Source organism: Carboxylicivirga marina (assembly GCF_016612505.1).
In the GTDB taxonomy this organism is placed as follows: Bacteria; Bacteroidota; Bacteroidia; order Bacteroidales; family Marinilabiliaceae; genus Carboxylicivirga; species Carboxylicivirga marina.
The window spans coordinates 108,572-124,303 of the sequence record NZ_JAENRR010000010.1; the positions used below are offsets into that span (position 1 = coordinate 108,572).

Sequence of the window (15,732 nt, forward strand, 5' to 3'; positions counted from 1 at the left end):
ATCAAATTTGATGAAATTTATTCAAATTACTTAAATGTCACGCACACAGCAGTTAGAACCTTGTTCACTCTAATTATATCAAAATCATACCTCTGAATTGCCATCAATTTGTATCTTTGTTGTTCTCAATTTTTCCGAAATAAACATGGCAGATAACAAGTATTCAAACCGCAAAAAGCCTGCTGCGACAGGTTTAGAAATGGGTAAATTACCACCTCAGGTAACCGATCTTGAGGAAGCGGTATTGGGTGCATTGCTTCTAGAAAAAGAGGCATTCTTAAGTGTTTCGGAGCTATTGAAGCCTGAGCATTTCTATAAAGAGGCCAACCAGCATATTTATAAAGCCATCTTGGATTTGGAGGCGCATGAGCAACCGGTAGATATGCTAACAGTAACCCAGCAGCTTAAGAAAATGACAAAGCTGGAGGAATGTGGCGGTGCTTTTTACATCACACAGCTGACTAGTAAAGTGGCTTCGGCAGCGCATATCGAATACCATGCGCGAATTATCTGGCAAAAGTATCTGCAACGTCAGATGATTCAAATTTCAAGTGAACTGCAAGGGAAGGCCTACGATGACTCGATTGATGTCAATGATTTGCTGGAGGAGGCAGAGAGCACATTCTTTATGCTATCACAAGGAAGTATGAAGCGTGATGCTACGCAGATTAATCCGGTTATTCAAGATGCTATTGACCGTATCAAAGAAGCATCGGAGCGCGACGATGGTATGAGTGGGGTAGCTTCTGGATTTGCAGCTCTGGATAAGATCACATCGGGTTGGCAAGGATCGGCACTCATTATTTTGGCAGCGCGTCCGGCCATGGGTAAAACGGCCTTTGTATTATCAATGGCTCGTCAAATGGCACTAGTGCATAAAACACCAGTAGCTATTTTCTCTTTGGAGATGTCAAATCTCGAATTGGTTAACCGTTTAATTGTGACTGAAACGGAATTATCAGCCGATAAAATTAAAAAAGGAAATCTTGCTCCATATGAATGGGAGCAATTAGATCATAAAATACAAAACCTGATTGATGCACCAATCTTTGTCGATGACACTGCTGGTTTATCAGTTTTTGAATTAAGGGCCAAGTGTCGCCGATTGAAAAAGCAGCACGATATTCAGTGTGTGATTATTGACTACCTTCAGCTGATGAATGCCAGCGGTATGAACCCCGGTTCTCGTCAGGAAGAGGTGAGTTTGATATCGCGTAACCTGAAAGGATTGGCTAAAGAACTGGATGTGCCAATTATCGCCCTGTCGCAGCTGAATCGTGGAGTTGAAGGTCGTGCCGGAGCTGAAGGAAAACGACCGCAGTTATCTGACCTTCGTGAATCGGGTGCGATTGAGCAGGATGCCGATATGGTATGTTTTATTCATCGCCCGGAGTATTATCGTATTACCGAAGATGAGGAAGGAAACTCCCTGATTGGTATGGCCGAATTGATTATTGCCAAGCACCGTGCCGGACCAACAGCCGATGTGCGACTTCGTTTCCGTGCTGAGTTAGCTCGCTTCCAGGATGTGGAAGATGCAGAATACGAAGATAATGCCTTTAGCCAATCGAATTCACCAACACAGGTATTGGGCTCTAAAATGAATGAGAACGAAGGAGCAGATGGTTCTGTACCTGCAGGAGGCCAGCAATTGCCTGAATTCCCTGAAGGGCCAGGTTTTAATAGTGATGTGCCTTTTTAATACAAGTCTTCCCTAATTATTTGGTTATCTCTTTGTTGACGAAGGTGTGCTTTAGCTTGTTGCTCACTCATGCCTTTTTCGCTCATATAGATGTTTACAAGCGTCTCTTTTACCTGATCGCCCATCTTATTATGTCCGCAAAGGTAAATGACGGCTCCATTATCAAGCCATTCCAAAAGTCGGTCTTTGTAATCACTTAGGCGATGTTGAACGTATTCTTTGGTTTCCTGATCGCGCGAAAAAGCAGTATTTATAAAAGCCAGCGTTTCATTTTTATAGAAATCAATTAATTCATCTTCGTATAAAAAGTCGCTTGCCTGATGCTTATCGCCCCAAATGAGCCAGGCCTTATTTTTTATTTCCTGTGCTTCCAAATCTTGCAGAAATGCTCGGTATGGTGCAATGCCTGTGCCTACTCCAATGAAAATAACTGGCGTTGAAGTATCCTCTGGCAAATGAAAGGACGGGTTGCTTACCAGTCGGTAGTTAATTTTTGCATCTTGCTCCAATCCTTCGTTCACATAAGTCGAACCTGCGCCTTCATATTCGCGCTCTTTCTGTTGAAAACGAATGGTTTTAACGGTCAGGTCAATTTGCTTGGGTTTTGACTTATAACCCGAAGCTATGGAATAATAACGCGAGTGGATGGGTTGTAAAATGCTAACAAACTCATCAGCATCCATTTTACACGGATAATCAATAATTAAATCTAAGACATCGGCATTGTTGATGTAGTTTCTTAACTGCTCTTTGTTGTTATGTAGCGCTGTTAACTCAGATGAGGTATTAATTTTTATGTATCGCCTGATAACAGGACGCGTTAATTTTGTAATTTCAAATTGATGCAGCAATGAATATTCCAGGCTGTGCTTATTTGAAACTAACTCTTGTGATTTATCAAGATTGAGCGTTTCAATAATTTGATTAACTAGTTTCTGTGGGTTTGAAGGAATAATTTCAATGCAATCACCAGCTGCATAATCAACATGATTATTGGTGTTATCTAATTCCAGATGAAAAACACCTTGCTCAAGCTTTGCCTTGCTTAGTTGCTTTCGTTTTTTTAGGGTTGTCGTGATAAAATCTGGAAGTTCAATTTGTGCATCATTTACCTTTTTACTTTCTTTTTTAATGCCAACAATAGTGTCATATGAATTCTGTATCCATTGAAGAGCCGATTTTTTAAAATCTAAATCGCAATCGACCCTGTTGATGATGGCTTGTGCGTTTAATTTCTGAAGTTGTGCGTCAATCATTTTACCAGCGCCACAAAAGTTATCGTAGCTGGAATCTCCTAGAGCACATATGGCATATTCCAGATTGGCTAGGAGCGGCATTTCATCGTGCTGCAATAAGTTGTAGAACTTTCGTGCATTGGGTGGTAACTCGCCTTCGCCATCGGTGCTAATAACAATTAGCACTTTGTGCTCCGAAGGTAATCGCCCCACATCGTACTTGTCCATGTTGTAGCATTCGCTTTCGATACCACACTGGTGATAGTACTTATGGGTTTGTTGAGCAATGAGTTGTGCGTTGCCGGTTTTTGTTCCATATAAAATGGTTACTGGCGGGCAAGTGCAGTTTTTTTGTATGCTTAGTTTGAGTGGTTTTTCCTTTTTGCTTAGTAGTGTACTGAAAAATCCCATATATGATGCATGTTTGTCGTTCGTAAATGAAGGCAAGCTGTGTTGGCCTTGGTTTATCTAACAAGTGTTGCATCAAAATGTTTGCCTATTTTGCCAGCCATTTCTTAAATTTTGAAGCCTTCTCACTTGATATTATGACTTCACTATTTGTGGGGGGATTTAGCTCTAGCTTTAGTTTGCTTTTTGAATATAAATGGGCCTCATTTATTGAGCTGATACTGATGATGAACTTACGATTGGCTCTGAAGAAGTTACGCGGATTTAGTTCATCGCTTAACTGCTCAAGTGTTTGGTTGATATCATAAATACGCCCTTCAAAAGTACACAGGAATACGCCTCTGTTTTCAGCATAGATATAGGCCACATGATTAATCGAAACGGTTTTAATCTTACCGCGGTAGTGAATCATAAATCGCTCACGATATTCCGGTTGTTTTTGCTGTTTCGCTATCATTTGCCCCAGCAGGTTGTAATCTATATTGCCGTTGTTTTTATCATCCAATGTGGCTCGAAATTTATCAATGGCCATTATGAGTTTTTCGTGATTGATGGGTTTTAAAAGATAGCCAATACTGTTTTGCTCGAAGGCCTGGATGGCATATTGGTCAAAAGCAGTGGTGAAAATAATAGGCGTGTTAATGTTTTGTTGTTCAAAGATTTGGAAGCTGTTTCCATCGGCAAGGTGAATATCAAGAAAGATGAGTTCAACAGTGTTCTGGCTCAGAAAATCACAGGTGTCATTTACCGAATCAAGAATCGTTACGATATTAAAATCAGGTGCCACTTTTTCAAGCATCGCTTTTAGCTTACGTGCCGAGGGCATTTCATCTTCAACAATTAAAACATCAATCATCGCTGGGTTTTATTAAAGGGATTTGGACAATGTAATTTCCACCTCTTTCTTCAAAAGTTGGCGAATCACAATTTAGCAATTTAAACTTTTCAATGAGGTTTTGTTGACCTGTTTGTGTTGAATCTTCGGTACTGTTTTTTGCTTGTAAGGTATTGCTAATGAGCAGTGTTTGATTGCTGTAGATGATTTCGAGTGTTAAAGGATGCTTCTTTGATACCACATTGTGTTTAAATACATTCTCTACAATTACCTGAAGAGTTAGGGGGGGGATCAAATAGTAGTAACAATTCTCACAGATATTAACCTTAAAACTAAAACCATCTTCAAACCTGAATTTATATAGGTTAAGGTAGGTTTCAATAAATTCTAACTCTTCATTGACTGATACTAAGTCCTGCTTGTTTATTGACAATACGTAACGATAAATACTTGCGAAATCCTGAATGAAACGGTCAGCCTTCTCAGTACTTTCATAAATCAAGGAGGAAAGGACACTCAGGTTGTTAAATAAGAAATGGTGATCCAATTGCTCCTTTAAAGCCGCGTATTTTGATTTTATTTGCTCTTTCTCAAGGTTAGCAAGCTTAATTTCAAGTTTGTTTCGTTCTTCTGTAGCAACAATCATTTCAACCACTACCATCAATAAGGCGCTGATCATTAATGGCATAATGTACATCATGATTTTGTACTTATCATCAGGACCATGATTTTGTAACCAACCAAAATTAAAGGCCAGATTAAAAGCGGTAATCATCAGAACGGGAAAAAACAATGCAACAATAAAATCAATTAGTGAGCGAATTAACCAGTTTTGAGCCCAGGGGTATTTCACATTTAGCTTACGAATGACATAATTATAGAAAAAGACCAATATCAGCGTTTCACCAATGCCAAAGAATACACGTTCAAAAGGCATCTGACTGATTTCCTCAATCGTCCGGTATTTAAAAATGACGGACAAAACCATGGCTATGGCAATAATGCCAAATAAGATCAATGGCGTTAAGAGTAACTTCAGGCGTTTGTTTCGAGCTAAAATATTCTGCATAAAGTTCTATTGAATCAGTTGTCCACTCAGTTGTAGTAAATAGAATTCAGCCACTTTGGCTTTGTATTGAGCATCATTAAACTGTGCCGCTACATTCAGAAGGTTTTGTTGGGCTGCTCTGAATTCGATGGAAGTAACACGACCAATCTGAAACATTTCCTGCGTTTGCTCAAAGTTTAAGCGGGCTTGCGCCATACTGCTCTCTTGCAGTTCCACAATCTTTCGTTTGTAGATGTAATCGGTGTAAGCATTGGAGGCGTCACGCTCAATCTCAGATTTAACCTGATAGGTACGCTCTTGCTGACCTATGTAATCCAGTTTTGCATTCTTCTCGCGCGTGCTTTGTTGCCTTCCGTTAAACACATTAAACTTAAGTGAAACACCTGCAGATGTGCCAATGTTTTCATTGTAAAGTAATTGCCCGGCATCATTATCCTGGCGGTTATAACCATATTGTCCGTAAGCCGAAAGGGTAGGATACTTAGCCGCATTGGTGATTTTTACATCCAGGTTACTTATTTTCTCTTGTTGCTGTTGCACCACAAGACGCGAGTTATTCAATAGCGCAGCAGTAATAATTTCATCAGCTTTTAAATCATCGCGGTAGTTAATGGTTTTATCTACTTCATATAAGTTTTGAATTGGGACACCCAGTACTAAGTTGAGATCCTTAATGCTTTGAATAAAAGCCTGCTCTGTTTCGAGTATGGTGGTGCTGTCGTTGTTCATGTCTACTTCAGCATTGAGCACGTCTAACTGGTTGGCTTGCCCATATGATTTTTGGTCGATGGCTTTTTGCAGGCGCTCCTTGCTTATGCGCATTGATTCTTTAGCCAGGTGCAGGTTTTGCTGAGTTCGGCATACCTGGTAATAGCGTTCGGCTACTTGTACGATTGTTGTCTCCGTTTGCTGGCGTAAAACTGTTTCCTGCAGGTTGTCGCTACTCTTAAGTTTTTTGTAAGTGTAAATGTTACCAAATCCATCGAAGAAAGTATAATCAATTCGAGCATTGGCATTGTAGCTCATTGATTTGGCGTCATCCACTTCAATGGGTTCATCTTGCCCAATGATTTCGATTTTAGTATCATTCTTTGAATAATCGGTGCCGCCACTCACGCTTAACGATGGTAACAGGCCGGCGTTACCAATGGAATTATTGTTTTTGGCTTTTTCGCGCTCTGCCGTAGCAATTTTAATATCGTAATTATTTACCAGAGCTATTTCAACAGCTTTTGATAAGCTTAATTGCACGGTAGAATCGGGTGTAACTTGCGCAAAAGAAGCTATGTACATGCACGAAAATAGAGCTAGTACTATATGTTTAGTTTTCATATTCCTCAATGTATTTTATTTCTTTAATAGCTGGTTCAATCTCTTCACGAGTCACATCTTTACCCAATATGACTTGTTTCCACTTTAAGCGTGTGCCATTGGCAATTAACAGCATGACTGGTAAAAGTATCAGCGTTGTAGTGGTAGCCATAGCCATACCGTAACTCACAGAAATAGCCATTGGAATTAAAAAACGCGCCTGCATACTGGTTTCCAGTAACATTGGAGCCATTCCTGCGATGGTTGTTAAGGTGGTGAGTACAATTGGTCTGAAACGCGATAGAGCTGCTTCTAATAGAGCTTTCTCGTAGGTCATGCCTTCTTTAAGGTTTATATTGAGCGCATTGATAAGTACAAGCGAGTCGTTAATCATTACACCAATGAGTGCAATAACCCCCATGCCCGACATTAGACTTAAAGACATCCCATGTATCCAGTGTCCTACGATAACTCCCACAAGACTTAAAGGAATCATCATGTACACCAGGATGGATTGTGTGACCGAACGAAGTGTTAAGATGACAACACAAAACATCAGTAAGAGAATAATTGGCATTACTTTGGCCATTGAATCACCTACTTTTTTACTTTCTCGTTTTTGACCATCGTAATTGGCTTTTACACCCGGATATTTGGCATAGATAGGTGCCAACACATCGCTTTCAATTTTTTTAATTAAATCGGGTAGCGAAGCCGTTGGGTCACTTTGATTGGCTTCTATTTGAACTTCACGGTCGAAATCGAGGTGCTGGATGCTTGAATAGCCGTTAACAGTTTTCATGGTCACCAGTTCAGATAGAGGATAAGCCATGCCATTTCCCATTCGAATTTTCATGTCTTCGAGCTGGCCGATAGACTTTCGGTTGTCTTCGCTGTATTTTACCCATACTTTTACTTCATCCTGACCGCGCTGTAGACGTTGCGCTTCGTTACCCCAGAATGCTTCACGTACTTGACCAATAACATCCTGTAGAGTGATGCCCAGATGGTGTGCTTTTTCTTTTAGTGTTAACTCAATCTCACGATTACCAATCGGTGTATTGTCTGATACATCGGTGACTTCGGGCATATCATTTAAGCCGCGTTTTAGTTCTTCCTTTGCCTTACGTAATGTTTCATTATCATCACCCACCAAAGAAATGACCAGGGCTTTGCCAAAGGGGTTGAATCCTTCGAAAAGCAGTGCTTCGGCACCAGGGATATCACCAACTTTTTCTCTTAGTCGAATGGTCACATCATCGGTTGTTGAAGCTCGTGATTCACCATCGAGAAGTGTGATTTGAATAGATGCTTTACTGCCGCTGCCCTGAAACTGCTGGAACGTTTGTTTAATAATACTGGCATTATTTGGTTGCAATGACTTCATGTCTTCATTGACTTCCCAAATGGCAGAGGTTATTTTATCCACTTCCTTTTGAGTGACTGACTCATCGGTACCCGATGGCATGGATAAACTGATATTGATATTATCACCATCAACCTGAGGGAAGAAAGTAACGTTAACCCAACGAGCCTGCACCATGCCTATTGATATAATAAACATGGCCACAAATGCTGCCAGCGTAATGGTTTTGTATTTGATTGCCAGCCTCACCAGTGGCATAAAAGTGATGTCGCGGAGCTTAAGTAAACCTCTTTCGGCCCAGCCCATGTATTGCACCCACTTACTTTTGTAGTCAGGTTTTAAGGCTTTTGAGTGAGCTACATGAGCTGGCAAAAGTATAAGGCCTTCGATGAGTGAAACAAATAAAATGGTTATCACCACAATGGATATTTCCTTAAACATATCGCCCATGCGCCCATCAAGGAAGATAAAGGCTGAGAAGGCCATCATGGTTGTTAAGATACCAGATAAAACAGCCGGTGTTACTTCGAGTGTGCCATCAACGGCCGCTTTAATTGGTTTCTTGCCTTTTTGCCAATGGCGGTATATGTTTTCAGCAACAATAATTGCGTCATCCACCAGAATACCCAGCACGAGAATAAGTCCAAATAAGGATAACATATTTATGGTAACTGGAGTGCCCGGTATGATGATGAACATACCCAGCATAGAGAATGGGATACCCAAGGCCACCCAAAAGGCAATACGGGGGTTAAGGAATAGCGACAGGAACAAAAGAACAAGCACAATACCAATAATTCCATTTTTCCCCAGTAGTTCGATACGTTGATTCAAAAGGTCGCTTTGATCGCGAATGACAGTGGCGGTCAGTTGCTCCTGACTTTCGTTAAACTCAGCAATGTATTCTTTAACGGCATCGGTGGCAGTCATGATATCTTCCGAGAAGGTATTCTGAATGGTTACCACAACACCTTGCTTGTTGTTGAACAATACCTCCGAGGGTGAATCGGCCCATTGGTCTTGTATGGTAGCCACATCTTTTAATCGGATAATGCCACCATTGGGTGTGTTACGAATAACGATATCTTCGATGCCTTCACTTTGGTACTCGCGGTTACGTACACGAATAAATAACTCTTCTTCACCATCTTTAATGCTACCACCTGTCATAATGAGGTTGGTAGATGCTACAGCTCGTGCCACTTCGGAGAAGGTGATGCTGTATGACTCAAGTGCATCTTCTTTTAGCAGAATAGCAATTTCTTCATCAGGATAACCACCTATACTTACCTTTGAAATGCCTTCCATGCGCAACAAGTCGTGCTCCATCTTCCGAGCAGTTTCTTTTAGCGATTTTAGCGATATTTCGGTTTCTTCATTCGGTGTTACCACATAGTTAATCGAGAAGTTAACGTCATCGTGCTTGTAGGTAACCACTGATTCTATAGCCACCGGAAAGGAGGCGATGCGTTCAACCTCATTCTTAACTTTAATAAGTGCTTCATCCATGTCAGTGCCTTTCAGCATTTCAATGGTTACAGTTCCTGAGTTTTCGCGCGAAACAGAAGTAATACGATCCATGCCCTCAAGGCCTTTTACGTTTTCTTCTATTTTAAGTATAGCGCCTTCTTCTACTTCCTCGGGCGAAGCTCCCGGATAAACAATATCAACATAAATGAAGCGCTGAGGAACGTTGGGGAAGAAGTTTTTTTGAATGCCTGTTAATGAAATAGCACCAAATAGCAGCGTCATTATTAAAATGAGGTTGACCGCTACCGGAAATTTCATAAAGTAGGCTATGAAGTTTTTCATCTTTTTTTTATTTGTTAGTCATTAGACAGCAGTTAGTAGTGGAAAAGAAGCGGGTAGAAATGATATCCTGGAACTCATCACTCTTCACTCATTACTTTGCTTATTCATTCACACGCACTGTCATGCCGTTATAGGCACTTTTGACCACTGTTGATAGCACGGCAGTGCCTGCATCTAGTCCTTTGATAATGGCATAATCACCTTGGCGTGTAATCACCTGCACTTGCTGAAGTTTTAGTGCGTTATTATCAACGATGTACAATTGGTTGTTATTGTTTACCATTTTTCGAGGGATGCGCATGGCATTTTGAAGTGCTTGTTGTTCAATCTCGGCATTGAGGTACATCCCTTCTTTTAATGCCCCTCCTTTGGTGCGGATAAATACTTTAACACTTTGCGACTGCTCATCAATATCACCACTGATACGCACGACCTTACCAGTCCATTGTCCGCTAATTTCAGAAGATGTCAGGCGTGTTTCAGTACCTACTTTAATTTGCTCCATATTGGCAAGCGGTATGGTAATTTCCAGGTCGTATTGTGAGGTGCTAATCATGGTACCTAAGGCTGTTCCAGATCGGACGGCTGTTCCGGCTTCAGCACTTACTGCAGTTACCACACCTGTAAATGGGGCACGTATGGTGTATTTGATAATTTTTTCTTCGCCTGACTTTACCGAATAGTATTTACTCAAGATGCCTTTCCCGGATAAATAAAAGCGTTCCTGGTCACTCTTGGCCTCAGGTATGATGGGTAATTTCTTATCCATTTCGATGGATGAAACATAGTTTCGCCAAACAGGATATGAATCGGGATAATCTGATTTTAAATCGGGCAGGATAGAGGTTGCTAAAGTAATAAAATCGCTTTTTTGCGAAAGTAGATTCATGTAATACTCCTGCTTATCAATTTCAAGCATTACATCTCCTTTTTTGTAGCTTTTGCCTTCTTTAAATTTTCGAGCCGACGGTAGTAACTGACCTTCTACCTGTGCTACAACTTCAAAACGGTCAACAGCACGAAGTTTGCCGGTACCACTGTAATGATGTTCAATGGTTTCGGATTCCGGGTAAATAACATTCACCAAGACTCCTTTTTTAGGAGGCAGTTCCTTGGCTCCTTTTTCGTCTGAGCCTTTAATGATTTTGGTAAATGCAACGGCAATAATCACTATAACAAGGGCAATGGCCAGTGATACTCCTTTTTTATTCATAACAGTGGGTATAATATTGTTGATATAAACTAAATTGAAACTAAGTGCAAAAGTGTCCTTTTTCTTTCTTTTAATATAGAAAGAACGAATGAAGTTAGAAAAAAGATGAATGAATTGGTATTGCCATGATATTGATTTGTGGAATTGGTGCTGAGTTGAATGCTTGGTCGATTTTATGTGGTTTTTACTTCAGTCTCTGGACTCCCGGTCTCCGGACTTATTTATGCTAATTTCTTGGAACAATATTTGTTTCGCGTACCTTTGTGTTGCTCTTCTTTGGGCAACAGCTAACCTAAAAAGCAAAAATATGAAGCAGCTATTATTGTTGTCACTTGTGTTGTTTGGAACACTTAACGTGGCCTTTGGGCAAATCGATCAGGATGATCCGTTTAAAAAGATGGATGAAAAGTACAATGCCCGCATGCAAAAGATGAATCAGGATTATGAAGCTAACCTGAAACGCATGCAAGCTGAGTACGATGAACGCTTAAAAAAGATGAATCAAGCCTTTAAGAAATACCTGAAAAAGGGCTTCTCAGAAGTGGAGCAAACCGAAGAAAAAGTAAAACCAGTTGAGGTGCCAAAACCCATTAAACAGCCAACTTTCAAACCAGATAAAGATATAAAAGTAAAGCCTGTTGATAAGCTGGACCCTGTTGAAGTGCCTGATCGGGTTGATATTCCTGAAAAACGCGATGTGCCTGAAGAACTCATCTTGCCTGAGCCTGTTAAGCCTGATGTGGTTGTTGCAGAGGCAGCCGCTTTTTCGATAGCGCCCATTTTTAAAGTACCTGATGGAGCCGAAGCTTATGCAAAGGATTTAACGATTGACTTTTTTGGTAGTCCGGCTACTTTAGTGGCAGATAAAAGAATGAGTGCCTTGACAATAAAAAGCGTTAAGCCTGCCTCATTTGCCAGTTACTGGGATGACTTTACAGAGACTTATTATCAGCTATATATCGAATCTTTGCTTGAGTACGCTGAAGAAAAGAATTTGAACGACTGGGGTATTTATCAGCTGATAGATTTGAGTTCAAAGAAGTTACATACAACGGCCAATGGGCGAGCTATGTGGACATGGGCTATGCTCAATCAGGCTGGTTATCAGGCTAAGATAGGTTATTCGGGTAGTTCGGTGTATTTGCTGTTGCCCTTTATGCAAGAGGTGTACGAGAAGCCGTTCTATAAAATTGATGGTGCTAACTACTATTTGATGAGTGGAAAAAAAGGCATCAAAAACATGATGACTTATACCAAAAGCTTTGGAGGCGCCACTAAAAAAGTAGATTTGCATTTGCCATTTGCACTCAACTACACTGATACTGATAATACTGTTGTTCGCAAAACAACGTTGCCAAACGAAACACAGGCGCTGCAGTTGAAGATGGATAAAACCATCATGGCCTTTTTAGCCAGTTATCCGCAAACGGTGAGTACGGTTTATTTAAATGCAGCGATGTCGGCTAATGTAAAAGAAGCGTTATATGAGCATATTCAGCCTCGTATTGAAGGCAAGAGCGAAACGCAGGCGGTTACTTATCTGCTGGATTATCTGCATAACTCATTTGAATACAAAACCGACCGCGACCAGTTTAACCGCGAAAAAATGTTTTTCCCTGATGAGATTTTCTATTATCCGTATTCCGACTGCGAGGATCGCACAGTCTTATTTACACGATTGGTGAATGAGCTATTAGGGCTGGATGCCATTGCGATTACTTATTTTAGTCACATGGCAGCGGCCGTCTCATTCTCCGGGCCGGTTGAAGGCTATTCGTTTTTGGTAGATGGACGTCGTTATACGATTACTGACCCCACCTACATCAATGCACCCATTGGTTCGGTGATGCCCGATTACGAAGGATACACGCCAATGGCTATTAAGATAAATAACGATAGCCGATTGAATAATATCTGGCAGACGATTGCCCGATCGCTGGAGAAGGGTAACGAAGGTCATATCGTTATTTCAGACCGCACAGTTGCTGAAAATGGTAAAATGATGGTGACCGGTTGGTTTACCAATGATATTAGCATTGGAGGAAACCAATATTCGGCCTATGGTGGTACACGTGATTTGTGGTTTGCCACCTTTAGCCAGGGAGGAGCACTCGAGTGGTTTACGCCGGTTAATTGTAGCGATAATGGTTTTACACAGGCCTTTAATGCCGGCAAAGAGGGCAATGTATATGCTTTAATTAATTACACCGGAGCAGTGAGTGTCAATCGTCGTAAGTTGGCTAAAAGCCAGCAGGCGGCTCACCTTGTATTGGGATTATCCAACAGAGCTCAACCGTTTCTAAACGAGAACATTGATTTTGAAGCGCCGGAGGGTAAAAAGTTGGCTTTCTATGGTAAGTACAAAGCTGATGGAACAAAAATTGATTTACTATCATTTCCGACTGATAAGGTGAAGTTTGACCCTAAAATTACCATCGACTCAAAAAATGAAGTGGTGGTACGTGGTGTTGTTGGCGAAATTGAAGGGTTAACCAAAGATGTACCAATCCTGTTGTCAAGTGCAAGCTTTAGTGCCGAAGACCAGATTGAATCATACATGAAGGTATATGAACAGCAGCATGTGAATCGTCATATGGTGGCCTTGTTTTCAACCTTGAAGTTGTTGTCTCAAAATGGTGGACGCATCTCAGGGATTACCGTACGCAACCTGATGAATAAGAATAATCCGGATTTTTACAAAGAGAATCCCGATGTCTACAAAAGCCTGCTGAGCATGCAATTTGTGATTAACGATGGAGGTGTTGTAAAGGTGGAAACCTACAAAGGGCGTCATGTTTCACTGTTCTCCATGAAAATTAAAAACAACAGTAATCTGCAGATTGTGAAACCTGATGAGGAGACTTACCTGATTAAGTTTCTGAATGGAGTACAGGTGGGTAAAGCCATTGTATGGTACGACCTAAATGCCATCACTTTTGAACCCAATGGCGATATGGAATTTGATTATGATACCGACCATACAAAGCGCATTGTGAGTATTGATGAGGTGATAGAGTAGATATAAGACTCAAGATTCAAGACTTAAGATAAAAGACTCGAGACACAAGATGTAATCAGAGAAATTGCTTTAAAACTAATTATACCACCCCGCCTGTCGGCACCCCTCCTAAAATTCAGAGCCTGTCCCGACATTGTCGGGAAGGGGACGGTTTTTCCTCCCTCTCCTCTTTGCCAAGGAGGAGTACCACGAAGTGGGGAGGTGGTTAAAATGTTTAAAGGCGAATTACCTGAAGATGTAATAAGCAATATATTGCCAATCAGACAGTTATGCATTTGCTATAAGACTCAAGACTTAAGATTGAAGAGCAACTTACCATATGAAAACGCTAGGGTCGCAAAGTAGAGAAGTATTATTTTCACTTTGCGAGCTTAGCGTTTTTCTTTTTTTTTGCTTTGCGAGATACTGTAAACATGTTTTTCTTACTTTCTCTCGCAAATCCAAATATTCCTCGAGAATAACTTTCCCTTCTTCTCAACATTGCAATAATCAATCAACCTAAGTTCAGCCTGGCTTATGAGCTCTTTAATGTCCGATGTAGATACAATGACCAGGCGATTGGCCAACTGAGCAGCCGAATGTATGATGTACAACGCATTATCGTCGTCTGAATGGCTGAACAGGTTATAAGGCAGGTCAATAATAGCAGCATCGTAAGTGGTGGTATGATCTTTTAAATCGGTGCGGTATACATTGGCTGTATAGTTGTAATGTGCCAGGTTTTTGCGTGTCGACTGGCAGGCTTTCCAGTGAATGTCGCAACCTTCAATGTTGAACCCTCCAATGCAGGCCTCCAGCATTACTGTGCCAACACCACAACCTGCATCTAACAAACGCATGTCTTTGTTGCCTTTTGATGCCATGCTCACAAGCGCTTTGGCAATGTCCATATTAATGGCGCTACTAAACGAATAGGGCTTGTTTTTGTGCTGAAACCAATCGGAATTGTGCTTAATAAGGACCCCAAAATACCAGGTGTTCTCATAGTGGCATATCGAGTAGGTCATTACGGGAGTGACATAATCAGGATCGCCCTCGATGCACCAGCCAATGTCTTTAAGTTTATTGAGCCGCTCATTATACTTGGTAGTATCACCATGTAATACCAAATACTCCGCCTTAAAGCCATGCATGTGAATGTTTTGAAGCTTGACTTTCTCCAACAACTCAGAATAATCGTTGGACGATGTCATAATTTCAAAGCGGTTTTTTATAAACGGACTGATAGATGGATTAATCTTGATATTTGAAAACAACAGTTTGTTCTGTTCTTCTTCATCAAACAATTGCCTCGATTCTAATTTGCACATGGAGACATTGTGCGTATCGTATTTAAAAGTATAAATGTAGTTGTGTTGAGGCATGTTCGATGTTTAGTACAAATTATCAGCGTGCAAATATCAACAAAGCACGCGACATGGCTTTATATTTCTGAGATTAATTCTAGCATCTTCTAATTATAGATAACAATCTTGTTTTTGTCTTACCAGCCATTGGGATCGGTATCGTAGTGACATTTAATTTGGTTTTATCTGGGATTTGAGAGACTCTTTTCGATTTAGAACTAAAGGTTTGGTAAGACTATTATCTCCCGAAAAGGCATTTTATTACCCATAATTACTAATGTTACGCAATTTATATGACGATACTATTTAAGTATATACTTCGCTTAGTAGTTAAATAATTGTAACTACTCACGTACTATTGTATTCTTCTAGATTAAGCAAACAGCTTCATTATTATTAGCTGCATTAAGGTGTAG

At 40.7% G+C, this 15,732-nt stretch carries 9 protein-coding genes; 2 read left to right on the forward strand and 7 right to left on the reverse strand.

From position 1 onward, the window contains the following. Window positions 1-145 precede the first annotated feature (145 nt). The gene (dnaB, locus tag JIV24_RS06430; RefSeq protein WP_200464199.1) at window positions 146-1,702 is read left to right on the forward strand and encodes a replicative DNA helicase; all 1,557 of its coding nucleotides are present in this window, start codon (window positions 146-148) and stop codon (window positions 1,700-1,702) included. Here dnaB and JIV24_RS06435 read toward each other — a convergent pair. From JIV24_RS06435 to JIV24_RS06460, 6 genes are all read right to left on the reverse strand, one after another. Further along, window positions 1,699-3,348: a diflavin oxidoreductase gene (locus tag JIV24_RS06435; RefSeq protein WP_200464200.1), complete on the reverse strand. Its 1,650-nt coding sequence runs from the start codon at window positions 3,346-3,348 to the stop codon at window positions 1,699-1,701. The two genes, dnaB and JIV24_RS06435, sit on opposite strands and share 4 nt — an antisense overlap. 85 nt (window positions 3,349-3,433) lie before the next feature. Continuing rightward, entirely contained in the window at window positions 3,434-4,201 is a 768-nt protein-coding gene (locus tag JIV24_RS06440) for a LytR/AlgR family response regulator transcription factor (RefSeq protein ID WP_200464201.1), read from the reverse strand. Next, window positions 4,194-5,249, reverse strand: a complete 1,056-nt coding sequence (locus JIV24_RS06445; RefSeq protein ID WP_200464202.1) for a sensor histidine kinase — start codon at window positions 5,247-5,249, stop codon at window positions 4,194-4,196. The genes JIV24_RS06440 and JIV24_RS06445 overlap by 8 nt, the downstream gene beginning before the upstream one ends. Window positions 5,250-5,255: 6 nt before the next feature. After that, window positions 5,256-6,581, reverse strand: coding sequence for a TolC family protein (locus JIV24_RS06450; RefSeq protein ID WP_200464203.1), 1,326 nt, complete (start codon window positions 6,579-6,581; stop codon window positions 5,256-5,258). Continuing rightward, entirely contained in the window at window positions 6,571-9,738 is a 3,168-nt protein-coding gene (locus tag JIV24_RS06455) for an efflux RND transporter permease subunit (protein ID WP_200464204.1), read from the reverse strand. The genes JIV24_RS06450 and JIV24_RS06455 overlap by 11 nt, the downstream gene beginning before the upstream one ends. 100 nt (window positions 9,739-9,838) lie before the next feature. Next, a complete protein-coding gene (locus tag JIV24_RS06460) occupies window positions 9,839-10,951 on the reverse strand; it encodes an efflux RND transporter periplasmic adaptor subunit (protein WP_200464205.1) in 1,113 nt (370 codons plus the stop codon). Between the two features lie 307 nt (window positions 10,952-11,258). Between JIV24_RS06460 and JIV24_RS06465 the strand changes: the two genes are divergently transcribed. Then, on the forward strand, window positions 11,259-13,970 hold the full coding sequence (locus JIV24_RS06465; RefSeq protein WP_200464206.1) for a hypothetical protein: 2,712 nt from the start codon (window positions 11,259-11,261) through the stop codon (window positions 13,968-13,970). A 422-nt stretch (window positions 13,971-14,392) separates the two neighbouring features. Here the strand turns inward: JIV24_RS06465 and JIV24_RS06470 are convergent, their stop codons facing one another. Next, on the reverse strand, window positions 14,393-15,334 hold the full coding sequence (locus JIV24_RS06470) for a TRM11 family SAM-dependent methyltransferase (protein WP_200464207.1): 942 nt from the start codon (window positions 15,332-15,334) through the stop codon (window positions 14,393-14,395). Window positions 15,335-15,732: the final 398 nt, after the last annotated feature.

Bases quoted from the DNA above. Each gene is read 5' to 3' on its own strand.
- JIV24_RS06470 (WP_200464207.1), bottom strand. From the start codon at position 15,334: ATGCCTCAACACAACTACATTTATACTTTTAAATACGATACGCACAAT.
- JIV24_RS06460 (WP_200464205.1), bottom strand. From the start codon at position 10,951: ATGAATAAAAAAGGAGTATCACTGGCCATTGCCCTTGTTATAGTGATT.
- JIV24_RS06450 (WP_200464203.1), bottom strand. From the start codon at position 6,581: ATGAAAACTAAACATATAGTACTAGCTCTATTTTCGTGCATGTACATA.
- JIV24_RS06440 (WP_200464201.1), bottom strand. From the start codon at position 4,201: ATGATTGATGTTTTAATTGTTGAAGATGAAATGCCCTCGGCACGTAAG.
- JIV24_RS06445 (WP_200464202.1), bottom strand. From the start codon at position 5,249: ATGCAGAATATTTTAGCTCGAAACAAACGCCTGAAGTTACTCTTAACG.
- dnaB (WP_200464199.1), top strand. From the start codon at position 146: ATGGCAGATAACAAGTATTCAAACCGCAAAAAGCCTGCTGCGACAGGT.
- JIV24_RS06465 (WP_200464206.1), top strand. From the start codon at position 11,259: ATGAAGCAGCTATTATTGTTGTCACTTGTGTTGTTTGGAACACTTAAC.
- JIV24_RS06455 (WP_200464204.1), bottom strand. From the start codon at position 9,738: ATGAAAAACTTCATAGCCTACTTTATGAAATTTCCGGTAGCGGTCAAC.
- JIV24_RS06435 (WP_200464200.1), bottom strand. From the start codon at position 3,348: ATGGGATTTTTCAGTACACTACTAAGCAAAAAGGAAAAACCACTCAAA.